The following is a 20,644-nucleotide window of genomic DNA, read 5'->3' on the forward strand; positions in this document are numbered from 1 at the left end:
CGGCACGCCTCTCGCGTGCCGATATTGCTGGGGACGCGCGATACCCGGATCAGACGATCAGGATCGCGCGGAAATCGTTCACGTTGGTACGCGTCGGGCCGGTGACGATCAGGTCGTCCACGCCCGCGAAGAAGCCGTAGCCATCGTTGTTGTCCAGATGCGCGCGGGCCGACAGGCCGCGTGCGGTCGCGCGCGTCAGCGTGTCGGGGCCCAGCAGCGCGCCGGCGTTGTCTTCGGAGCCATCGATGCCATCGGTGTCGCAGGCAATCGCATGCACGCCGGGCAAGCCATCCAGCGCCACGGCCAGTGACAGCAGGAACTCGGCGTTGCGGCCGCCGCGGCCATTGCCGCGCACGGTGACGGTGGTTTCGCCGCCGGACAGGATCACGCACGGCTTGGAGAATGGCTGGCCATGGGTGGCCACCTGGCGGGCGATGGCGGCATGCACTTCGGCCACGTCGCGCGCCTCGCCCTCGATGCTGTCGGACAGGATGTGGGCGGTCAGGCCCAGTTCGCGTGCGCGCGCGGCGGCAGCTTCGAGCGACTGCTGCGCGCTGGCCAGCGTCACGCTGCGATGGCCGGCAAAGCGGGCATCGCCGGGCTTCGGTGTTTCTCCGGCACCGCTCTCCAGGTGTTGGCGCACGTTGGCGGGCACATCGATGCCGTACTTGGCGATGACCGCGAGCGCGTCGGCGCACGTCGTGGCGTCCGGCAGCGTCGGGCCGCTGGCGATGAGCGTGGGGTCGTCGCCGGGAATATCGGAGATCAGCAGCGTTTCCACGCGCGCCGGCGCGCACGCCAGCGCCAGTCGGCCGCCCTTCAGCGCGGAGAGATGCTTGCGCACGCAGTTCATTTCGCCGATGCTCGCGCCGCTCCTGAGAAGCGCCTTGTTCACGGCCTGCTTGTCGGCCAGCGAGAGACCCGGCGCGGGCGCCGCCAGCAGCGCGGAGCCGCCACCGGAGATCAGGCACAGCACGAGGTCGTCCGCGGTCAGGCCTTGCACCAGTTCCACCATGCGCTGCGCGGCGCGCTGGCCCGCGGCGTCCGGCACCGGGTGCGCCGCTTCGACGACTTCGATGCGCCGGCAATCGGCACCATGGCCGTAGCGTGTGACCACCAGCCCGGACAACTCGCCTTGCCAGTGCGCTTCCACGGCCTGCGCCATGGCCGCGGCGGCCTTGCCGGCGCCGATGACGATGGTGCGCCCCCTGGGTGGCTGCGGCAGGTGCGGCGGCAGGCAATGGCTCGCGCTCACGGCGGCCACGGCGGTATCGAACAGGTCGCGCAGCAGCGCGCGGGCGTGGCGGGGTTCGCGATAGTCGGGCGTGCCGGGCTGGCGCTCGGGCGACAGCAAGGCGGCGTTGGCATCGGTGGCAAACATGTGGGGTCCTGATGGGATGCAAATCCCGCGCGTGACACGCGGGAAGAACGGCATCCGCCGACGTGGCGCGCATCGCGCGCGGCCACGTCGGCGGGCAGGGCAGGGACTACGGGAGCTGCAGGGACTACGCGAGTGAGATGCTTACTTCGCGCCCTTGGCGATGTCGTGGTTCGACATGATCTCGATCGCGCGGCACAGCGCCGAGTGGTCGAGCTTGCCGAAGCCGTTGGCCGCGCACGCGTTGAACAGTTCCTGCGCGGTCGACGTGTTCGGCAACGACACGCCGAGGGCCTTCGCACCCTGCAGCGCCAGGTTCAGGTCCTTCTGGTGCAGTTCGATGCGGAAGCCCGGATCGAAGGTGCGCTTGACCATGCGTTCGCCGTGCACTTCCAGGATGCGCGATGCCGCGAAGCCGCCCATCAAGGCCTGGCGCACCTTGGCAGGATCGGCGCCCGCCTTCGAGGCGAACAGCAGCGCCTCCGACACGGCCTGGATATTCAGCGCCACGATGATCTGGTTGGCCACCTTGGTGGTCTGGCCGTCGCCGTTGCCGCCGACCAGCGTGATGTTCTTGCCCATCAGGTCGAACAGCGGCTTCACCTGGTCGAACGCTTCGGCGGGGCCGCCCACCATGATCGTCAGCGACGCGGCCTTGGCGCCCACTTCGCCGCCGGAAACCGGAGCATCCAGGTACGACGCGCCCAGCTTGTTGATGCGCGCGGCGAAGTCCTTGGTGGCGATCGGCGAGATCGAGCTCATGTCTACCACGATCTTGCCGTAGCTGGCTTCCTTGCCGGCGGTCTTGAACGCGGCGGCCACGCCCTTGTCGGCGAACAGCACGGCCTCGACGTGCGGGGTGTCCGGCACCATGATGATGATGATGTCGGCGCGCTTGGCTACTTCCTCGGCGCTGGTGCAGACCGTCACGCCGGCATCGACGAGTGCCTGCGGCGCGGGGTTGACGTCGTGCACGAACAGCGTGTGCCCGGCGCTGCGCAGGTGGCCCGCCATCGGCGCGCCCATGATGCCCAGACCGATAAAGCCGACGTTACGTTGGTTTGCCATGTGATGTCTCCTTGAAGGGTATGAATCTGTTTTTCCGGGGATGCGGGAATGCGGGGCTCACTGCACGCCGTGCGCGGCGCGCCAGCCGAGGCCGGCTTCCGTGGTGGTCTTCGGCTTGTACTCGCAGCCGATCCAGCCCGCGTAGCCGATCTCGTCGAGGAACTTGAACAGGTACTGGTAGTTCAGTTCGCCCGTGCCGGGCTCGTTGCGGCCGGGGTTGTCGGCCAGCTGCACGTGGCGGATCTTCGGCAGGTTGGCGCGGATCGTCGCGGCGATCTCGCCTTCCATGCGCTGCATGTGATAGATGTCGTACTGCACGTAGAGATTGGGCGCGTTGACCTGGCCAATCAGGTCCACCGCCTGCTGCGTGCGCGAGAGGAAGAAGCCGGGGATATCGAACGTGTTGATCGGCTCGATCAGCAGGTCGATCTGCTCCTTCGCCAGCGCATTGGCGGCGAAGCGCAGGTTCTCCACGAGCGTTTCGCTGGCCTGCTCGCGCCGCACGTTCTGCGGCAGGATGCCGGCGAGGCAGTTCAATTGACTCACCCCCAGCACCTTTGCGTACTGGATGGCTTCGCCCACGCCGTCCTGGAACTCGCCGACGCGGTCCGGATGGCAGGCGATGCCGCGCTCGCCGGCTTCCCATTTGCCCGCGGGCAGGTTGTGCAGCACCAGGTCAAGCTGGAAGCGGCTCAGGCGGTCGGCGATCTGGTCCGCATGGAACGCGTACGGGAACAGGAACTCCACGCCGCGGAATCCCGCGCGGGCGGCGGCCTCGAAGCGGTCCATGAAGCCGACTTCGTTAAACAGCATCGTCAGGTTGGCTGCGAGCTTTGGCATTGTTGGTCTCTCTCGGTGATGGTGTTGCGGCAATGCTTACCCCTCCCGCGCGGGCGGGAAGGGTAAAGGGTGAGGCGGGTCTCGTCAGGCCGGTCGGATGGCGATCCGCCGGCGCGGTAGCCCTCAGGCGTTGACGGTTTCCTCGACCAGGATCGCCTCCTCGGCGTCATCCAGGTCTTCGATGGGCTCGAACTCGTTGATGTTGTCGATCTCGGTGCCCATGGCGATGTTGGTCACGCGCTCCAGGATCACCTCGACGACCACCGGCACCGAGTACTCGGCCATCAGGTCGCGGGCCTCGGCAAAGGCCGGCGCGATGTCTTCCGGCTTGAACACGCGGATCGCCTTGCAGCCCAGGCCTTCCACCACCTTCACGTGGTCCACGCCATAGCCTTCGAGTTCCGGCGCGTTGATGTTGTCGAACGCGAGCTGCACGCAGTAGTCCATCTCGAAGTTGCGCTGTGCCTGGCGGATCAGGCCCAGGTACGAGTTGTTCACCACCACGTGGATGTACGGCACCTTGAACTGCGCGGCGACGGCCAACTCCTCGATCATGAACTGGAAGTCGTAGTCACCGGAGATGGCCACGACGTCCGATTCCGGCGACGCGGTCTTCACGCCGATGGCGGCCGGGATCGTCCAGCCCAGCGGGCCGGCCTGGCCGCAATTGATCCAGTGACGCGGCTGGTTCACCGAGAGGAACTGCGCGGCGGCGATCTGCGACAGGCCGATCGTCGAGACGTAGCGCACGTCGCGCGGGAAGTACTGGTTCATCTCGCGATACACGCGCTGCGGCTTGACCGGCACGTTGTCGAAGTCGCTCTTGCGCTTCATGGTGCGGCGGCGCTTCTGGACGTCGGCCACCCAGGCCTTGCGGCACGGCAGGCGGCCGGCCATCTTCATTTCGCGGGCGACTTCCACGAACAGTTCCAGCGCAGCGCCGGCGTCGGACACGATGCCCAGGTCCGGGCCGAACACGCGGCCGATCTGGGTGGGTTCGATGTCCACATGGACGAATTTGCGACCCTTCGTATAGACGTCGATGCTGCCGGTGTGCCGGTTGGCCCAGCGGTTGCCGATACCCATCACGAAGTCGGAGGCCAGCAGCGTGGCGTTGCCGTAGCGGTGCGAGGTCTGCAGGCCGACCATGCCGGCTTGCAGCGGGTGGTCATCGGCCAGCACGCCCCAGCCCATCAGCGTGGGCACCACGGGCACGTTGACCAGTTCGGCGAATTCGACCAGCAACTCGGACGCATTGGCGTTGATCACGCCGCCGCCGCACACGATCAGCGGGCGCTCGGCCGCGTTGAGCATGCTGATGGCCTTTTCGATCTGGGCGCGCGAGGCGGACGGCTTGTACGGTTGCAGCGGCTGGTACGTTTCCGGATCGAATTCGATCTCGGCCACCTGCACGTCGAACGGCAGGTCGATCAGCACCGGGCCCGGACGGCCGGAGCGCATCAGGTGGAACGCTTGCTGGAACACCTGCGGCACCAGCGCCGGCTCGCGCACGGTCACGGCCCACTTGGTCACCGGCTTGGCGATCGATTCGATATCGACAGCCTGGAAGTCTTCCTTGTAGAGCCGGGCGCGTGGGGCCTGGCCGGTAATGCAGAGAATGGGGATCGAATCCGCCCAGGCGGAATACAGGCCCGTGATCATGTCCGTGCCGGCGGGTCCCGACGTGCCGACGCAGACGCCGATGTTGCCGGGCTCGGCGCGGGTGTAGCCCTCGGCCATGTGCGAGGCGCCCTCGACGTGACGGGCCAGCAGGTGCTTGATCGTCCCGGTCTTGCGCATGGCGGAGTAGAACGGGTTGATGGCTGCGCCGGGCACCCCGAACACGGTATGGATGCCTTCCTTTTCCAGCACGGCGATGGCTGCGTCGATTGCTCTCATCTTCGGCATGTCTGTCTCCAATTGAAATGGTGGGATTCGTGTTGGAGTTGATGCTATGCCCGCACCGGCCTGTGGATAAACAGAAGGGCGATCAGTTGATTCGATACCTGTGGTTAGGAATGTCGCAGCATCGGTCGATTCGATGTGACTAAATCGGTACGTATCATGGAGTCCCCCACGGCGTGGGGATTGGTCTGTTTTCGTACGGTTTGGCCTATCGGCCGCAGCCGCCGTCGGGCCAAAATAGCGGGTTGTGTTTTGTCACTGCCTTGCCATGTACACCCGGCTGCCGCCCACCTATGAACTGATCGAAGCGCTCCAGACGGCGCCGGCCGCGAAAGCGTCCGAAAGCCGGCTGGCCGTTGTGCTGTGGGCGGGTTTCGTCCTCACGCTGGTGCCGACACTGGTCGGGGGCGGGGCATTGGTGTGGTGGCACCAGGTCCTCGTCCAGACGCCGCCGGTCTGGCTGCCGCAGCTCTTCCACGTGCTGCTGGCGACGAGCGGCGTGTTCTACGTGGCGGCGTGGCTGGCCCGGATGCTGGCGGCGCGTGATGCGCTGCAACATCCGATGCGCTGGCTGTCACGGCGCGTCGATACCGAAAGCGAGATCGAGAACGCCCTGCTGCTGCGCCTCGGCCGAATCTCGTCGCTGCAGCTGCGGGCGCGCCAACGCCGCATCGTCCTGCAGGCGCGCCTGTGGGAAGGCGCCGCGCGGACGGTGGCGCTGGTGCTCGCGCTCGGACCGGCTGCGCTGGTGCTGGCCGATGGCATCGCCGTCACGCCACCCGGCAACGCGCCCGCGCTGGTGGCGATCTATGGTGCCGTGCTGGTGATCGGCGCCGCGTTCGCGCTGTTCGCCCAGCTGCAATGTTGCGGACCGCTGCGGCGGCTTGCCCACGTGCTGGGGGAGGCCGCCGAGATCAACGAGGCGCTGCTCAAGGGGCGCCAGCCGTCACCGTCATCGGCATGAGTGGATGGGCCGCATAGCAGCGCGGGGATGCCCATCGCGTCGCGGATGCCTCACAATGTGCCAGCAGGAGACAAATGGCTTAGCTGGCCCATATGGACAAACTCAAACAAATCGAAGCCTTTATCGCCGTGGTGGAACACGGCAGCATGGCCGCGGCGGCGCTGACGCAGAACGTCACGCCGGTCATGATCGGTCGCCGCATCAATGCGCTGGAAGCGCGCATCGGCGTGAAGCTGCTGCATCGCTCCACGCGCCGTATCGTGGTGACGGAGCAGGGCGCCGCGTTCATGGAGCAATGCAAGAAGGCGCTGTCCGACCTGGACCGCGCCGAGATGCTGATTGCCGAGGGCAAGCACAAGGCCACCGGCCACCTGATCGTGTCGGCGCCGGCGGCGTTCGGCCGCAAGCATGTCGCGCCGCATGCGCCGGCCTTCCTCAAGGCCAACCCGGAGGTGCAGATCTCGTTCAACCTCACCGATCGCGTGGTGGATCTGGTGCGCGAGGGTTACGACGTCGGCATTCGCATTGGCGGCGCGATCGATCCCAATTTCGTGGCCATCAAGCTGGCGACCAACAAGCGCGTCGTGTGCGGTACGCCGGCGTACTTCGCCAGGCACGGTGTTCCCCATACGCTTGAGGACCTGGAGCGCCACAACTGTCTGGCCTTCAACCTTCAGGGTGGCCAGCAGCGCGGGTGGTACTTCCAGCAGAACGGCAAGACGGTGACGGTGCGGGTGAACGGCAATCTGGATTGCAATGATGGCGAGCTGCTGCATCGGTGGACCGGCGAGAGCCTCGGACTGGGATGGCGGTCGACGTGGGAAATCCTGCCGCAACTGGAAAGCGGGGAGCTGATTACGGTACTGGACGAATATGCGCTGCCTGACTACGACATCCTGGCGGTGTACCCGCAGCAGCGGCCGGTGCCGGCCAAGATCCGCTTCTTCATCGAACATCTGAAAGCGGCATTCGCCAAGCCCGGTTACTGGACGGGCCGCAGCGAAGGTTGAATCGGTGGGGGGGGTGGCGTGGGGATGCGCGATGCGCGTCGCACAAAAGAAAAAGCCCGCAGCCATTGCGGTCTGCGGGCAGTCCTTCTTGCGAAGGACGGGGAGAGCCCATGAAGTGCGCCCCCGCAACTTCATGGCGAGAGGAATGATGCGCCCACCCCGTACTCCGCGTCCTTGATGCCGATCAAGCTGGCAGCAATCGCCTAAGCCAGCAACGCGGCCACCAGATCCTTGGCGCGTGCCGCGGCCGGAACTTCCTCAAAGTGCAGCGCATTCTCGACATGCGCCAGGTGCTCCACCATCAGCGCGACGGCACGATCGGCATCGCCGGCGCGCGCGGCCTCGATGAACTCCCGGTGCTCGTCGGATGAGCACGTGGCGTCGCGACGGCTCTGGTACAGCATCGTGATCACCGCACTGCGCATCGACAGCTCGCGCATGATCGCGGTCAGCACATGGTTGCCGACGACTTCCGCCAGCACGATGTGGAAGTCGCCGAGCAGCCGGGTGCGAATCTGCGCATCGTTGCCGGCAAGCGACTTGCGTTCCGCCGACAGGTGTTTGTCGATCCGCTTGTAGTCGGCCGCCGTGGCCTTGGCCACGAACTCGCGCGCCAGTGCCGCCTCCAGGATGCGCCGCACGGCGAAGACTTCCCGCGCCTCTTCGGCGCTTGGCTTGGCCACGAATGCGCCCTTGTCCGGCACGATCTGGATGACCTTGTCCTTGGAGAGCATCAGCAGCGCAGCACGCACCTTGGTGCGGCTGACGCGGTAGACGCTCGCCAATGCCTCCTCGCGCAGCTTGGTGCCGGGTGGCAGCCGGTGCGAGACGATGGCCGCGACGATGTCGTCGGCAATCGCCTCGGCGGTCATATCTGGATCGATGTGCTCGGGCATGGTGTCGCGCGTCGCCTGACGGACCTGCGCGGTGAAGGGAATGACGAGATTCTAGCGCCCCGCCACGGTGCCAGGCAGCGCGGCCGCTACCGGGACTTCCCCACTGGCGTCCGTCATGGCCGCCAGGCCCTCGTCCAGATCGCCGGCGGAGATGGTGCCGTTGAGCACGCCGTGGGCCCGCTCGCGGTCGATATCCTTCTCCCAGGCCGCCACGACCACCGTGGCCACGCAGTTGCCGATCAGGTTGCCCAGCGCACGGGCGATGCCGATGAACCAGTCCACCGACAGCACCAGCACCAGGCCGATGGCCGGGATGGCAGGGTGCGCCGACAGCGTCGCCGCCAGGATCACGATGGCCGAGCCCGGGATGCCGTGCGCGCCCTTGGAGGTCACCAGCGCCACGGCGAGGATGCCCAGCAGATCACCCAGCGCAAGCGGCGTATTGGTGGCTTGCGCGATGAACACGGCCGCCAGCGTCAGGTAGATCGAGAACGCGTCGAGGTTGAACGAGTAGCCGGTCGGGATCACCAGGCCCACCACGGATTTGCGGATGCCCATGAACTCCAGCTTCTTCATCACCTGCGGCAGCACGCTGTCCGACGACGCCGTGCCCAGCACCACCAGCAGTTCGGCCTTGAGGTAGCGAATCAGCTTGATCACCGAGAATCCGCACAGCCGCATGATGCCGCCCAGCACACCCACCACGAAGATCACCACCGCGCCATAGAACAGGATGACCAGGAAGCCGAGCTGCTTGAGCGAGCCGATGCCGTACTTGCCGACCGTGAATGCCACGGCACCCAGCACGCCAAGCGGCGCCAGCTTGATGATGAAGCCCATCATCTTGAACAGCGTGTGGGAAAACGTGTCGATCAGCCTCACGAGGGGCCGGCCGGGTTCACCCACCAGCGACAGCGCGCAGCCAAACAGCACGGAAATCAGGAGCACCTGCAGCACGTCGCCGCTGGCAAAGGCACCCATCACCGTGTTGGGAATCAGCTTGAGCAGGAAGTCCACCGTGCCCGCGCTCTTCACCTTGCCGGCGCTTTCCACGTAGGCGGCCATCGCCGAGGCGTCGAGCGACTGCGGGTTCACGTTCATGCCCGTGCCCGGCTGGAAGACGTACGCCAGGATGATGCCCAGCGCCAGCGCGATCGTCGTGACGATCTCGAAGTACACCACGGCCTTGATGCCTACGCGGCCCACCTTCTTGAGTTCGCCGGCGCCGCAGATGCCGGCCACCACCACGCAGAACACGATCGGGCCGATCAGCATCTTGATCAGCTTGATAAAGGCGTCGCCCAGCGGCTTGAGCTTGGTGGCGAATTCGGGGAACAGCAGGCCAACGACCGTGCCGAGCACCAGGGCGATCAGCACCTGGCCGAACAGGGAACGGGTGAAGCGGGTGTGCAGGCGTGCGCCGGCGGCGCGCTGCGGTTGAACTGCATGCTGCATCGTTGTCTCCGTGCCGGGCCGGTCCATGTCGGGCATGGCAGGCCCTGATCTGATTCAGGAATGCCAGCCGTCACATTGGGACGTGAAGCTGGCCTGACGCATCGTGCAGCGATCGGCCCGGGAGCCTTGCCGCGCGCGGAAAGCCCCCCTGTTGGGGCGGAATCCACGCAATCCACTTGTCGGGACTGGATTGTCCGCAGCGGATTGTCGGTACGTGGAGGCCAATATAGTGCATATCATTTTTGTATGCAATTTTTGAATTCACTGTGCTAACATGAATCGCAGAGAATAGAGCTACGGCACCGGGCGCCAGCCCGGACTGGCGCCACCGCCAGGACCCTCGCGCCGGGCTATCGCCAGACCAGACACCAAAGGCACCAACGAGGCACCACCAGCAGGAGACACGCAATGGCAGCATCCCCGACGCCGTTCGCCGCTGAAGTCGGCACGCGCATCATGACCTGGGCCGATACCCTGGCCGTCCACACCGAGCAGCCCGGCATGCTCACCCGCACGTACCTGACCGATGCGCACCACGGCGCCGCCGCTCAGTTGGCCGCGTGGATGCAGGAAGCCGGCATGACCGTGCGCCGCGACGCCGCCGGCAATGTGATCGGCCGCTACGAAGGCACGTCGCCCGACGCGCCCGCGCTGCTGACCGGCTCCCACTTCGACACTGTGCGCGATGGCGGCCGCTATGACGGCAACCTCGGCGTGATCCTGCCGATTGCCTGCGTGGCGGAATGGAATCGCCAGGGCAAGCGCTTCCCGTTTGCCATCGAGGTCGTCGGGTTTGCCGAGGAAGAGGGCGTGCGCTTCAAGGCCACGCTGCTGGGCAGCCGGGCGATCGCCGGCACGTTCGACACCAGCGTGCTCGACAACGTCGACGAATCCGGCCAGACCATGCGCGACGTGATGCGTGCCGCAGGTTTCGACGCGGCGCAATTGCCCGCCGCCGCGCATGACCGCAAGCAGGTGCTGGCGTTTGTCGAAGTCCATATCGAGCAGGGCCCGGTGCTGCTGAACGAAGGCTTGCCGGTGGGCGTCGTGACCGCCATCTCCGGTGCCACGCGCTATATCGTCGAGCTGGAAGGGCTGGCCGGCCATGCCGGCACGGTGCCGATGGACATGCGGCGTGACGCCGCCATGGCCGGCGCCGAGATCGGCCTTTACATCGAGCGTCGCTGTGGCGGCAAGCCGGGCCTGGTCGGCACGGTCGGCCAGTTCAACGTGCCCAACGGCGCCACCAACGTGGTGCCGGGCCGCGCGGTGTTCTCGATCGACATCCGTGCCGGCGAAGACGCCGAGCGCCAGGCCGCCGTCAACGACGTGCTGGCCGAAATCGAACGCGTGGGCGCGCGCCGCAATGTTCGCGTGCAGGTCCGCAAGACGCACGAGGCCAACAGCGTGCCGTGCGCGCCGTGGCTGCAATCGCAATGGGCCGAGGCCGTCGGCCGCCAGGGCGTGCCGGTGCGGCACCTGCCTTCCGGCGCGGGCCATGACGCGATGGCCATCTCCGCCATCGCCGATGTGGCCATGCTGTTCGTGCGCTGCGGCAACGGCGGTATCAGCCATCACCCCACTGAAATCATGACGTCGGAAGACGCCCAGACGGCCGCGCGCGTGTTCGCCGATTTCGTCGAGCATTTCCAGCGTCCCCACTGAGAGGTCGTTTCAAAAACGATCCTGGCGACGACGACCATCAAAGATTCCCGATATCCGAGAAAAGACATGACCGCACGAGACAACATGAACCCCATCGAGACCACGCTCACGCAGTACATCGACCAACAGCGCCCGCAGCAGGAAGCGTTCCTGGCCGAGCTGGTCAAGGTGCCGTCGGATAACCCGTCCGGCGACTGCGAAGCCCACGGCAAGCGCGCCAAGGCGCTGCTGGAAGGCCTGGGCTTTACCGTCGAAGCCCACAAGGTGCCGGAAGACAAGGTCAAGGCCGCCGGCATGATCAGCGCGACGAACCTGCTCGTGCGCAAGACGTTCGGCAGCGGCGGCCCGACCATCGCCATGAATGCCCACGGCGACGTGGTGCCGCCGGGCCTGGGCTGGACCAAGGATCCGTACGGCGGCGAGATCGCCGACAGCGAGCACGGCCCGGTCATGTATGGCCGCGGCGTAGCCGTGTCGAAGTCGGACTTCGCCACCTATGCCTACGCCGTGCTGGCGCTGATGAACGCCGAGAAGCAGGGCGCCAAACTGAATGGCACGGTGGAACTGCAATTCACCTACGACGAGGAAACCGGCGGCGACATCGGCCCGAAGTTCCTGCTCGACGAAGGCCTGACCAAGCCTGACTACGCGATCTCGGCCGGCTTCTCATATGGCATCACGTCGGCGCACAACGGCTGCCTGCACGTGGAGGTGACGGTCAAGGGCAAGCAGGGCCACGCCGCCATGCCGCACACCGGCGTGGATGCGATCGAAGCCGCCACGCACATCCTGCAGGCCATCTATGGCCTGCGCGCCGAACTGGCCACGCGCAAGTCCAAGGTGCCGGGCATCGACACCGCCACGCTGAATGTCGGCCTGATCAAGGGCGGCATCAACACCAATGTGGTGCCGGACCTCGTCACGTTCCGCGTGGACCGCCGCATGATTCCCGAGGAAATCGGCTTCGACGCGGAAAGCGAAATCCGCGCCGTGGTGGAGCGCGCCGCCAAGGATCGTCCGGGTATCGAAGTGAAGGTGGAACGCATCATCCTGGCCGAGCCGCTGTCGGAACTGCCGGGCGTGGAAAAGCTGATCGGCGCGCTGAAGCAGCGTGCGGAGGCCGTCTTCGGCGTGGAGATCCCGGTGCAGGGCGTGCCGCTCTACACCGATGCGCGTCACTATACGAGCCGCGGCATTCCCACTGTGCTGTACGGCGCGGGTCCGCGCACGCTGATGGAAGCGCGCGGCCATAACTCGGACGAGAACCTGCGCCTGAACGACCTGAACCGCGCGACCAAGGTGGTGGCGCTGGCCCTGTCGGACCTGATGGCCTGATGTTCTGATTCCCTTGTTGTGATTCCGGCCCGCGAGACGCCAGTCCGCGGGCCTTTTTCATTGGGTGCCGGCTTCGAGCGGCTCCGCCAGGCTGACCAGCCAGCGGCGGATGATCCCTTCCTCTTCCGGCGACAGGCCAGCGCGCAACTGCTGATCGACGGACTTCGCCCGCTCCTTGCACGCGGCCAGCATCGTGTGGCCAGCGTCGGTCAGCGCGATGGTCTGGATGCGGCCGTGAACCGGATGCGGCGTCCGGGAGATCGCGCCCATCTTCTCCAGGTTGTTCATGATCACGCTGACTGTCTGCGGTGTCAGTAGCGCCAGGCGCGCCACGTCGGCACCCGAGATGCCCGGATAGGCGCCCAGCATCGTCAGCACGAAGAACTGCGGCAATGTGACACCGAGGTCGGCCAGTTGCCGCTCCATGCGCAGCCGGTTGGCGGCGCTGGCCTGCCTCAGCAGGTACGCCAGATAGCCGCCTTCACCGCGCTTGCCTTCGCCGGGGCGTGGGATGGGCAGGGCGTCGGATAGCGCTTCGGGGGCGGGGTGGGCGGCGGCAGCCTTTTTCCCCTTGGACGGCAGGGTCTTCGACATGTTGTCAGAGCTCTTACATTAATATTCGTGCTCTGACATGTTAGCTCAACGTGTCGAGCCATGTAACCAACATGAGCAAGGAGCATTCATGATGGACTTTCAGGAATTCACGCATATCGCGCCCGATGTCTACGCGGCACTGGGCGGCGTCAGCAAGGCCGTGGACGCTTCCGGGTTGGACAAGGCGCTGACGGAGCTGGTGAAACTCCGCGTCTCGCAGATCAACGGCTGTGCGTTCTGCCTGCAATTCCACCTGAATATCGCGCGCAAGCTCGACATCGATCCGCGCAAGTTCGACCTGCTGGCAGGCTGGCGCGACGCCGGCATCTTCAGCGAGCGCGAACAGGCGGCGCTCGGCTGGGCAGAGGCACTGACCTGCCTGGCCGATCCTGCCGCACGCGATGCAGCGCTCGCTGCCGCCCGCGCAACCTTCCAGCAAAGCGAGCTGGTTCACCTGGCCGCCACGATTGCCGGGATCAACGCCTGGAACCGGATCGCCGTTGGCCTCCACTTTCCGCCGCCGCCGGCTGCCGGTGCCGGAAACCAGGCATGAGCGCGATCGTCGGGCAGGTTCAGATTCGTCGCATCGACACGGGTGCCGAGGTCGCGGCATGCTTCCCTCTGATGCACCAGCTGCGGCCCCACCTGGCGGACGCGGACGAGTTTGTGGCGCGCTGGCGCCGGCAGGCGGACGTCGGCTACCGGCTGGCTGGACTCTGGGATGATGGCCGGCTGATGGCGCTGGCTGGCTACCGGCTGCAGGACAACCTGGTTCACGGCCTGCATTTCTACGTCGATGACCTCGTGACGGATGCCCAGGCGCGCAGCGGTGGGTACGGCCACGCGCTGATGGACTGGCTCAAGGCGGAGGCGCGGGAGCTCAGTTGCCACAAGCTTGTGCTGGATACGCCGCTGACCAACGTGCTCGGGCACCGGTTCTACTACCGCAACGGCCTGCTGGCGGCCGCGCTGCGATTCAACGTCGTGCTCGACCAATAGGTCGCTTCAGCATGACGTGACGCGGTCCTGGCCAGGGCGAAGCAGGGGTTTCGGATCGCGTCGGCGCCTGCGTTGGCGCTTCAGCTGGGAATCGTCTCGTTGCCGGCACCCAGCGGGCGTTGCATGAGCAGCGTGTCGATCCATTGACCGTGCTTGAATCCGACGGACTCCAGGCGGCCCACGGTCCGGAAGCCCAGCCGCTCGTGCACGGCCACCGATCCGGCGCCTTCGCCGGTGGAGGTCAGGGCCACCACAGCCACCATCTGCCGCCACGGGCCGGTCTCGCAGCGGGCGATCAAGTCGGCCAGCAGCGCGCGGCCCAGGCCCTCGCCCGTGTGGCGGTGGTCAATGTAGATGGAGTCCTCGATCGCAAACCGGTAGGCGCTGCGCGCGCGGTAGGCCGATGCATAGGCGTAGCCCAGGATCTCATCGTCGCGTTCTGCCACGATATACGGCAGGCCCTTCTTGCGGACCTCGGCAAGGCGCAGGTGCATATCGTCCAGCGTCGGCGCGACTTCCTCGAACGAGGCGCGGCCGTGCTGCACGTGGTGGGAGTAGATGGCGTGGATCGCAGGCACATCGGCCGGGGTGGCGTCACGCAGCCGGAAGGACTTGCGGGTCAGGACGGCGGAAGATTCGGACACGATGAATCGGGCAGGGAAGGGTGGACCAGCCGATGGCCGGTGGCCACGGTTCAGGGGTAAAGCGGACATGCACGATACATGCCCGCCACATCCGGTACCTTATCGTGCCGGCGCCGCCAGCGCTTGTATATAGTGCGGGATATTCAATTGGAGGACGCCGTCATGATCACGATCTACCACAACCCCCGTTGCTCGAAGTCTCGCGAAACGCTCGCGCTGGTCGAGTCCGCGGCACAGCGTCTGGGCGAACCGGTGGAGATCGTCGAATACCTGAAGCATCCGCCGTCACTGGCCACGCTGCGCCAGCTCCATACGATGCTGGGCGTGACGGTGCGCGAAATGATCCGGGACAACGAAGACGTCTACAAGGAACTGGACCTGGCCGACCCGGGCCTGACCGATGCGGAACTGCTTGCCGCCGTGGCCGACAACCCGATCCTGCTGCAGCGCCCCGTGGTGGTGCGCAATCGCCGTGCCGCCATCGGCCGGCCACCGGAGCACGTTCAGGCGCTGCTTGCCTGAGGAAGCGGAGAGCTCCGTTTTGGGGAGCCATGGTTTCGAGAGCCCCAAATTGAAACCGGCCCCCACCAAGGTGGAGGCCGGCCGGTCAGACAGGCGAATCGCTTCAGGCGAGTCGTCGTTATTGAACACCCAGCCAGTGCATGGCCTCCTGACCGAAAGAAATGCCAGCCAGCACGACCAGCAGAACGACGAGGGTTACCGTGCTCACGTAGAGCGTGGCTTTGGCGACTTCCGCGTCTTCCGAGGCGGAATGCGACCGGGAGATGACGGTGGTGCGCTCGTGCGTCCGGTGTGGCCAATGCAACCTGCCGGCCAGATCCTTGACGTGGATTTCGGGATGGAATCGCATGGTCACACCTCCTTGCCTCTGGGACGGCGCGGGCGGCCGGGCAACTCCGTTTTCGACCGTCACATGGCGTGGCCGCACCAGCCCCGGAGCGGTCGGCCCCGGGTCGCCATGAGCACCCTTCTACTATAGGCAACCGGCGCGAAATGTGGCCTTGCTGTCGCGTCGTGTGTGGGCTTCCCCACCCGCGGACACCCCGCAGGCACCCCGAGAATGTCAGGTCGACCTGGCCCCTGCTTCGGCGGAAGACTCGGCAGAAAGTGAGGGATTGCTTGCCTCGGTGTCGGCCGCAGCCTTGGCTTCGATCTCCGCCAGCGCGCTTTCTCGCGTACGCAGTTCTGCGAGCATGTTGCAAAACAGCGCCCCTTGCTCCATCGCGTCGTCGAGTGCCACGTGAGTATGTGGCAACGGGTCGTGCCAGTGTGGCGGGAACGCCGCCTTGACCGACTTGCGATACGGTCGGCCGGTGAGCGCGAAACCCATGGTCTTGATGTCCAGCGCGGCCCATCCGAAAGGCGAGCGGCCGGCAAAGCGCATCATGTACCAGAACACCCACGTGAAATCGAAACCCGCCGGGAACGCGACGAACACCGGCTTGCCAGGCAGGCGTTCCACCTACTCCACATAGCGCGGCATGACGTCCTCCGGGCGCTCCAGGTCGCGCCGGCAGGCGGCCCAGGCGTCGGGTTGGGTTTTCCACCACTGCATTTGCACCGGATGGCCGGTGGCGCCGGGCAGCGTTTCCAGGTTTGCGGAGAACGTGCCGACCACGGTCTTGTCGGCGAGCATGGCCGCGGAAGCAAACGACAGCATCGAATGCGGCCCCGGGATCGGGCCATCAGCCTCGACGTCGGTGCTGACGTAGATCTCGGGGCGGGAATCCGGGGCCTGCTTCTTCGCCATGCGTCAGGCCACCTCGACCAGATGGTCGGCCACGAAAGGATTGTTGCGGCGCTCCTCGCCGAACGTGGACACCGGGCCGTGGCCGGGGACGAACGTCACTTCCTCCCCCAGCGGCCACAGGCGCGTCCGGATCGACCGGATCAGGTCGGCATGATTGCCGCGCGGGAAGTCGGTGCGGCCGATCGAGCCGGCAAACAACACGTCGCCGACGATCGCGAGCTTGTTCTCCCGCGAGAAAAACACCACGTGGCCGGGCGTGTGGCCGGGGCAGTGGTAGACCTCCAGCGTCTCGTTGCCGAATGTCACCGTCTCGCCGTTTTCCAGCCAGCGATCGGGTTCGAAGGCTTCCGCCTGCCCGAATCCGAAGCGGCGAGTCTGCTCCGGGAGCTGGTCGATCCAGAAGCGCTCCTCCTGCTGCGGGCCCTCGATGGGGATGCCAAGCTGGCGCGAGAGTGCCGCCGCGCCCGCGCAGTGATCGACATGCCCGTGCGTCAGGAAGATCTTTTCCAGCGTGACGCCGTGCTCTTTCACCGCGGCCAGGATCCGGTCCAGGTCCCCGCCGGGGTCGCACACCGCCGCGCGGTTGGTGGCTTCGTCTATCAGCAGCGAACAGTTCTGCTGGAAGGGCGTCACGGGGATCACGAGGACTTTCATCGGGCGAATGCTTGAATGCTTGTGCTGTCTGGGCGGCCGGGATTGGCAACCGGCGCGGGACCGGCCACCTGCTATCCGACCAGGCAAGGGATCGATTGGGCGCTGACAATGGCTTGAAAACCGGGTCGGAAACCGGGTTCGAACACGAGTCAGATTGAGGCCCTGCGGGTGGGCCATTGTAGCCTCCGGCGAGTCCGTTCATCGACGCTCCATGACCGGCTTTCTGGATGAGACAACTCTGAAAGTTACGTATCGATTACGTGACCGACGCCCGGTAACAATCGGCGCAATCCCTTGTCTGGCGGTGGATTCCGGGGAATAGGCACCATCTTGGACACCGTTTGATTAAATTTCGTAACAAAATCAAGGTAATAGCAGCGAAAGGCCGGTGTTAGACTGCCGCCATGCTTAGCCTGCCAATCCTCCGTCCGGGGTTCGCGTCCGTGTTCCCCGCCGGCAATCGTTTTCTTCGTCAGTGCGCGATCATCGTATCGGCGCTGGTGATGGCCGCGTGCGCAACGCCGCCGGAAAGCGATTCGCAGAACGCGTCCAATACCAACGGCGCCATCGCCACGAAGTCGGCGAAGTCCAGGGCGGACAAGTCCCGGGCCGATGACCGTGGCAACTGGGACCTGTTCAGCTGGGGCAAGGACGAGGGCGCTGCCTCGCAGCCGTCGCTCGACGGCCTGAGGGCGGACCTGGGCACCTTCGAGCAGCGTGGCATGGCGTCGTGGTACGGCAAGGCATTCCACGGGCGCAAGACCGCCAACGGCGAGCGCTTCGACATGCGCGCCATGACGGCCGCCCACCCGTCGCTGCCGCTGGATAGCTGGGTGCTGGTGCGCAACCTGCGCAATAACAAGGTGGCCGTGGTGCGCATTAACGACCGCGGTCCCTATCACGGCAACCGAATCCTCGATCTGTCCTATGCCGCAGCCAGGCGGCTGAGCTTCGTCGATCACGGCGCGACCCAGGTCGAGATTCGCCGCCTGTCCCGCACCGAGGTGGCGGCGCTGGGGCCGCAGATCGAGGCCGGCGGTAATGAAGCCGGTGACGGCAGTGGTGCGGATGACCTGAGCCCACCCGATAGCGCCAACACGTTGGCCCCCGTCAAGTCCAAGGCTCGCGCACGCACGGTCAAGCCAGCCGTCAAGCGCAAGGCCCGGTAAGCGGCCGGGTCCAGACGATGTGGACTGGCGCGAAGGACTTCCTCCCTGCTGCCAGTGCCCCGCACTACCTCTTCAGATTTTTCTCAGTACATCTCTCAGTCATCGCTGTCGCCATCGCCTCGTTGGCCCAGGGCGAGTTGATAGAGCGCATCCGTCTTCGCACCCGTAATCGCCGCCGTCAGCTTGGCCGCGCGCTTGGCTGGCAACTCTGCCAGCAGCAACTTCAGCACGCGCTGGGCCTCGGCGTCCGGCGCATCCGCCCCGTCCCGCTCGGCGCTGCCCGCGCCTTCCACTACCAGTACGAACTCCCCCTTGCCACGCGACGCCTCGGCCGCCAGCCATGCGGGCGCCTCGGCGACGGTCAGCACCGGCGCCTCCTCGAACAGCTTCGTCAGCTCCCGGCCCACCAGCAGCCGGCGCGCGGGGGGCAGGGCGGCCGCCAGCGCCGCGAGCGTGTCGGCGATCCGGTGCGGGGCTTCATACAACACCCACGCGTGGTCCAGGCTGGCGAGCTTGTCGATGGCATCGGCCCTGGCCTTGGATTTGCCGGGCAGGAATCCGACGAACGTGAAGTGGCCCTGGCCCGCTTCCAGCATGTCGCCGGCCACGGACAGCGCGGTCACGGCTGCGCTTGGCCCCGGCAGCGGCACGACCTTCAGGCCGGCGGCACGCACGGCTTCCACGAGGCGCGCGCCGGGATCGGAAATGCCGGGCGTGCCGGCATCGGAGACATAGGCAATGCGTTCGCCTGCAGTCAGGCGTTCGACGATGCGGCCGGCGGCCTCGCGCTCGTTATGCTCGTGGACGGCCAGCAGCGGCCGTTGCAGGCCGACGCGGGACAGCAGCTGGCCGGTGTTGCGGGTGTCTTCGCAGGCAATGGCGTCCGCCAGTCCCAATACGTGAAGCGCCCGCAGCGACAGGTCCGCGACGTTGCCGATCGGCGTGGCCACCACGTACAGCGTGCCGGGCGGGTAGGTCTGGCCTGTCGCCAGCGAGGTCCAGTCACTCATGCTTGAGAACTTCCGTTGAATCGCTCATTCAAAACCACCACGCAGTCGGGCGCGCTGGCAGAGGACCGCGCGCTGGCCTACCTGCTGAGGCAGGGGCTGGCGCCGGTGGTTCGCAATTATCGCTGCAAAGGCGGCGAGATCGACCTGGTGATGCGGGCGGCCGACGGCACGCTGGTTTTCGTCGAGGTGCGCCAGCGTAGCGGCCGGGGTTTTGGCGGAGCGGCCGCCAGCGTCACGCCGGCCAAGCAGCGGCGCGTGCTGCTGGCCGCGGGACAGTATCTGGCGACGCTCGATCCCACCCCGCCATGCCGTTTCGACGTGGTGGCACTGGAGCCGGGCCGGCTCGACTGGCTGAAGAATGCCTTTGATCTGGGCGCCATGGAAACTGACTGGTCCGCTGCGTCATAATGCGCGGGATAGCAAGAGAGAGTATGAGAGGTAGAGGGCCCGCCCAAGGGACCCGGTGATCCATGAGCATTGAAAGTATCGAGCAGCATTTCCTGGACAGCGCCGACCACACGCGCCAGGCCGCCACGCTGATGGCGCCGCACATCGACGCCGCCGTGGAGCGGATGGTTGCCGCGCTGACCAGTGGCAACAAGATTCTGGCCTGCGGCAACGGTGGATCGGCTGCGGACGCCCAGCGCTTTGCCGCCGAACTGATCGGCCGCTTCGAGCGCGAACGACCCGGCCTGGCCGCCATCGCCCTGACCACGGACAGTTCGATCCTGACGGCCATCGGCAATGACTATGATTTTTCCGTTGTGTTTGCCAAGCAGGTGGAAGCGCTCGGCCAACCGGGCGATATCCTGCTGGCGCTGTCGACCTCGGGGAACTCCGCAAACGTGGTGGCGGCGATCCAGGCTGCCCGCCAGCGCGACATGAGCATCATCGCCCTGACCGGCAAGGGCGGCGGCAGGATTGCCACATTGCTGGACGAATTCGATATCCACCTGTGCGCGCCGGGCGACCGTACTGCGCGCATCCAGGAGGTGCACCTGCTGACGCTGCATTGCCTCTGCGACGGGATCGACGAGGCTCTGCTGGGCGAAGCGTAAGACAGACGGCATAGGCCGGGGAGAACAGGAGCACGACTTGGAGGTTGTTTCAAAAAGATCCTGGCGTTGTTGCGCGGCCTTGCCGTACCACTAGTACTGTCTGCGGCCGCGCGCCTAGCCAGGACCGCTTCGCTTTATTTTGAAACAACCTCTTATCCCCTGTTATCCACAGGCCTGCCCACAAGCTATCCACAGGTTTTGCGGCGTCATCCACAGCTCTATCCACAGC

Annotated in this window: 21 protein-coding genes and 1 pseudogene; 10 read left to right on the forward strand and 12 right to left on the reverse strand. The window is 66.0% G+C overall.

Features of this window, described 5'->3' with window-relative positions:
- Nucleotides 1-49 precede the first annotated feature (49 nt).
- From BLR29_RS18710 to gcl, 4 genes are all read right to left on the reverse strand, one after another.
- On the reverse strand, nt 50-1,381 hold the full coding sequence (locus BLR29_RS18710) for a glycerate kinase type-2 family protein (protein ID WP_092138522.1): 1,332 nt from the start codon (nt 1,379-1,381) through the stop codon (nt 50-52).
- 141 nt (nt 1,382-1,522) lie between these two features.
- On the reverse strand, nt 1,523-2,488 hold the full coding sequence (gene glxR, locus BLR29_RS18715; RefSeq protein ID WP_369804652.1) for a 2-hydroxy-3-oxopropionate reductase: 966 nt from the start codon (nt 2,486-2,488) through the stop codon (nt 1,523-1,525).
- A gap of 15 nt (nt 2,489-2,503) precedes the next feature.
- Nucleotides 2,504-3,286, reverse strand: coding sequence for a hydroxypyruvate isomerase (gene hyi, locus BLR29_RS18720; RefSeq protein ID WP_092138524.1), 783 nt, complete (start codon nt 3,284-3,286; stop codon nt 2,504-2,506).
- Nucleotides 3,287-3,409: 123 nt separating this feature from the next.
- Complete coding sequence (gene gcl, locus BLR29_RS18725; protein ID WP_092138525.1) at nt 3,410-5,194, reverse strand: glyoxylate carboligase; 1,785 nt, start codon at nt 5,192-5,194, stop codon at nt 3,410-3,412.
- 265 nt (nt 5,195-5,459) lie between these two features.
- Between gcl and BLR29_RS18730 the strand changes: the two genes are divergently transcribed.
- Nucleotides 5,460-6,155 (forward strand): hypothetical protein, encoded by a 696-nt coding sequence (locus tag BLR29_RS18730; protein WP_092138526.1) that lies wholly within the window; start codon nt 5,460-5,462, stop codon nt 6,153-6,155.
- A gap of 92 nt (nt 6,156-6,247) precedes the next feature.
- Nucleotides 6,248-7,165, forward strand: coding sequence for a LysR family transcriptional regulator (locus BLR29_RS18735; RefSeq protein WP_092138527.1), 918 nt, complete (start codon nt 6,248-6,250; stop codon nt 7,163-7,165).
- Between the two features lie 203 nt (nt 7,166-7,368).
- Here the strand turns inward: BLR29_RS18735 and BLR29_RS18740 are convergent, their stop codons facing one another.
- Both BLR29_RS18740 and BLR29_RS18745 read right to left on the reverse strand, forming a co-directional pair.
- Nucleotides 7,369-8,061, reverse strand: coding sequence for a GntR family transcriptional regulator (locus BLR29_RS18740; protein ID WP_092138528.1), 693 nt, complete (start codon nt 8,059-8,061; stop codon nt 7,369-7,371).
- A gap of 51 nt (nt 8,062-8,112) precedes the next feature.
- Nucleotides 8,113-9,516: a C4-dicarboxylate transporter DctA gene (locus BLR29_RS18745; protein ID WP_092138529.1), complete on the reverse strand. Its 1,404-nt coding sequence runs from the start codon at nt 9,514-9,516 to the stop codon at nt 8,113-8,115.
- A gap of 408 nt (nt 9,517-9,924) precedes the next feature.
- Between BLR29_RS18745 and BLR29_RS18750 the strand changes: the two genes are divergently transcribed.
- Together BLR29_RS18750 and BLR29_RS18755 are read left to right on the forward strand one after the other, a co-directional pair.
- Complete coding sequence (locus BLR29_RS18750) at nt 9,925-11,181, forward strand: allantoate amidohydrolase (protein ID WP_092138530.1); 1,257 nt, start codon at nt 9,925-9,927, stop codon at nt 11,179-11,181.
- An 84-nt stretch (nt 11,182-11,265) separates the two neighbouring features.
- Nucleotides 11,266-12,516 carry a M20/M25/M40 family metallo-hydrolase gene (locus BLR29_RS18755; protein WP_255371322.1) on the forward strand — a complete coding sequence of 417 codons (1,251 nt, stop codon included), beginning with the start codon at nt 11,266-11,268 and terminating at the stop codon, nt 12,514-12,516.
- Between the two features lie 57 nt (nt 12,517-12,573).
- Here BLR29_RS18755 and BLR29_RS18760 read toward each other — a convergent pair whose 3' ends face one another.
- Nucleotides 12,574-13,110, reverse strand: coding sequence for a MarR family winged helix-turn-helix transcriptional regulator (locus BLR29_RS18760; protein WP_092138532.1), 537 nt, complete (start codon nt 13,108-13,110; stop codon nt 12,574-12,576).
- A 91-nt stretch (nt 13,111-13,201) separates the two neighbouring features.
- Here BLR29_RS18760 and BLR29_RS18765 point away from each other — a divergent pair, with 91 nt between their 5' ends.
- Together BLR29_RS18765 and BLR29_RS18770 are read left to right on the forward strand one after the other, a co-directional pair.
- Nucleotides 13,202-13,663, forward strand: a complete 462-nt coding sequence (locus tag BLR29_RS18765) for a carboxymuconolactone decarboxylase family protein (protein ID WP_092138632.1) — start codon at nt 13,202-13,204, stop codon at nt 13,661-13,663.
- On the forward strand, nt 13,660-14,109 hold the full coding sequence (locus BLR29_RS18770; protein ID WP_092138533.1) for a GNAT family N-acetyltransferase: 450 nt from the start codon (nt 13,660-13,662) through the stop codon (nt 14,107-14,109). The genes BLR29_RS18765 and BLR29_RS18770 overlap by 4 nt, the downstream gene beginning before the upstream one ends.
- A gap of 80 nt (nt 14,110-14,189) precedes the next feature.
- Here BLR29_RS18770 and BLR29_RS18775 read toward each other — a convergent pair whose 3' ends face one another.
- Nucleotides 14,190-14,753, reverse strand: a complete 564-nt coding sequence (locus tag BLR29_RS18775; protein WP_255371310.1) for a GNAT family N-acetyltransferase — start codon at nt 14,751-14,753, stop codon at nt 14,190-14,192.
- A 162-nt stretch (nt 14,754-14,915) separates the two neighbouring features.
- On the opposite strand from BLR29_RS18775, the gene arsC reads away from it, so the two are divergent.
- Entirely contained in the window at nt 14,916-15,275 is a 360-nt protein-coding gene (gene arsC, locus BLR29_RS18780; RefSeq protein WP_092138535.1) for an arsenate reductase (glutaredoxin), read from the forward strand.
- A 118-nt stretch (nt 15,276-15,393) separates the two neighbouring features.
- Here the strand turns inward: arsC and BLR29_RS18785 are convergent, their stop codons facing one another.
- The 3 genes and pseudogenes from BLR29_RS18785 to BLR29_RS18795 form a co-directional block, all read right to left on the reverse strand.
- Nucleotides 15,394-15,624 (reverse strand): hypothetical protein, encoded by a 231-nt coding sequence (locus tag BLR29_RS18785; RefSeq protein ID WP_092138536.1) that lies wholly within the window; start codon nt 15,622-15,624, stop codon nt 15,394-15,396.
- Nucleotides 15,625-15,837: 213 nt separating this feature from the next.
- A pseudogene (locus BLR29_RS18790) lies at nt 15,838-16,524 on the reverse strand (exonuclease).
- A 3-nt stretch (nt 16,525-16,527) separates the two neighbouring features.
- A complete protein-coding gene (locus tag BLR29_RS18795) occupies nt 16,528-17,178 on the reverse strand; it encodes an MBL fold metallo-hydrolase (protein WP_092138537.1) in 651 nt (216 codons plus the stop codon).
- A gap of 404 nt (nt 17,179-17,582) precedes the next feature.
- Between BLR29_RS18795 and BLR29_RS18800 the strand changes: the two genes are divergently transcribed.
- Nucleotides 17,583-18,347, forward strand: a complete 765-nt coding sequence (locus tag BLR29_RS18800) for a septal ring lytic transglycosylase RlpA family protein (RefSeq protein WP_218132706.1) — start codon at nt 17,583-17,585, stop codon at nt 18,345-18,347.
- A 95-nt stretch (nt 18,348-18,442) separates the two neighbouring features.
- Here BLR29_RS18800 and rsmI read toward each other — a convergent pair whose 3' ends face one another.
- Nucleotides 18,443-19,357, reverse strand: a complete 915-nt coding sequence (gene rsmI, locus BLR29_RS18805) for a 16S rRNA (cytidine(1402)-2'-O)-methyltransferase (protein ID WP_092138538.1) — start codon at nt 19,355-19,357, stop codon at nt 18,443-18,445.
- 15 nt (nt 19,358-19,372) lie between these two features.
- Between rsmI and BLR29_RS18810 the strand changes: the two genes are divergently transcribed.
- Together BLR29_RS18810 and BLR29_RS18815 are read left to right on the forward strand one after the other, a co-directional pair.
- A complete protein-coding gene (locus BLR29_RS18810) occupies nt 19,373-19,765 on the forward strand; it encodes a YraN family protein (protein ID WP_092138539.1) in 393 nt (130 codons plus the stop codon).
- 62 nt (nt 19,766-19,827) lie between these two features.
- Nucleotides 19,828-20,415, forward strand: coding sequence for a phosphoheptose isomerase (locus BLR29_RS18815; RefSeq protein WP_092138540.1), 588 nt, complete (start codon nt 19,828-19,830; stop codon nt 20,413-20,415).
- Nucleotides 20,416-20,644: the final 229 nt, after the last annotated feature.

Source organism: Cupriavidus sp. YR651 (genome assembly GCF_900101625.1).
In the GTDB taxonomy this organism is placed as follows: domain Bacteria; phylum Pseudomonadota; class Gammaproteobacteria; order Burkholderiales; family Burkholderiaceae; genus Cupriavidus.

What these genes read in the sequence shown, in the direction of transcription:
- BLR29_RS18710 (WP_092138522.1), bottom strand. Translation starts at nt 1,381, where the DNA reads ATGTTTGCCACCGATGCCAACGCCGCCTTGCTGTCGCCCGAGCGCCAG.
- hyi (WP_092138524.1), bottom strand. Translation starts at nt 3,286, where the DNA reads ATGCCAAAGCTCGCAGCCAACCTGACGATGCTGTTTAACGAAGTCGGC.
- gcl (WP_092138525.1), bottom strand. Translation starts at nt 5,194, where the DNA reads ATGCCGAAGATGAGAGCAATCGACGCAGCCATCGCCGTGCTGGAAAAG.
- BLR29_RS18730 (WP_092138526.1), top strand. Translation starts at nt 5,460, where the DNA reads ATGTACACCCGGCTGCCGCCCACCTATGAACTGATCGAAGCGCTCCAG.
- BLR29_RS18735 (WP_092138527.1), top strand. Translation starts at nt 6,248, where the DNA reads ATGGACAAACTCAAACAAATCGAAGCCTTTATCGCCGTGGTGGAACAC.
- BLR29_RS18740 (WP_092138528.1), bottom strand. Translation starts at nt 8,061, where the DNA reads ATGCCCGAGCACATCGATCCAGATATGACCGCCGAGGCGATTGCCGAC.
- BLR29_RS18745 (WP_092138529.1), bottom strand. Translation starts at nt 9,516, where the DNA reads ATGCAGCATGCAGTTCAACCGCAGCGCGCCGCCGGCGCACGCCTGCAC.
- BLR29_RS18750 (WP_092138530.1), top strand. Translation starts at nt 9,925, where the DNA reads ATGGCAGCATCCCCGACGCCGTTCGCCGCTGAAGTCGGCACGCGCATC.
- BLR29_RS18755 (WP_255371322.1), top strand. Translation starts at nt 11,266, where the DNA reads ATGAACCCCATCGAGACCACGCTCACGCAGTACATCGACCAACAGCGC.
- BLR29_RS18760 (WP_092138532.1), bottom strand. Translation starts at nt 13,110, where the DNA reads ATGTCGAAGACCCTGCCGTCCAAGGGGAAAAAGGCTGCCGCCGCCCAC.
- BLR29_RS18765 (WP_092138632.1), top strand. Translation starts at nt 13,202, where the DNA reads ATGGACTTTCAGGAATTCACGCATATCGCGCCCGATGTCTACGCGGCA.
- BLR29_RS18770 (WP_092138533.1), top strand. Translation starts at nt 13,660, where the DNA reads ATGAGCGCGATCGTCGGGCAGGTTCAGATTCGTCGCATCGACACGGGT.
- arsC (WP_092138535.1), top strand. Translation starts at nt 14,916, where the DNA reads ATGATCACGATCTACCACAACCCCCGTTGCTCGAAGTCTCGCGAAACG.
- BLR29_RS18785 (WP_092138536.1), bottom strand. Translation starts at nt 15,624, where the DNA reads ATGCGATTCCATCCCGAAATCCACGTCAAGGATCTGGCCGGCAGGTTG.
- BLR29_RS18795 (WP_092138537.1), bottom strand. Translation starts at nt 17,178, where the DNA reads ATGAAAGTCCTCGTGATCCCCGTGACGCCCTTCCAGCAGAACTGTTCG.
- BLR29_RS18800 (WP_218132706.1), top strand. Translation starts at nt 17,583, where the DNA reads ATGCTTAGCCTGCCAATCCTCCGTCCGGGGTTCGCGTCCGTGTTCCCC.
- rsmI (WP_092138538.1), bottom strand. Translation starts at nt 19,357, where the DNA reads ATGAGTGACTGGACCTCGCTGGCGACAGGCCAGACCTACCCGCCCGGC.
- BLR29_RS18815 (WP_092138540.1), top strand. Translation starts at nt 19,828, where the DNA reads ATGAGCATTGAAAGTATCGAGCAGCATTTCCTGGACAGCGCCGACCAC.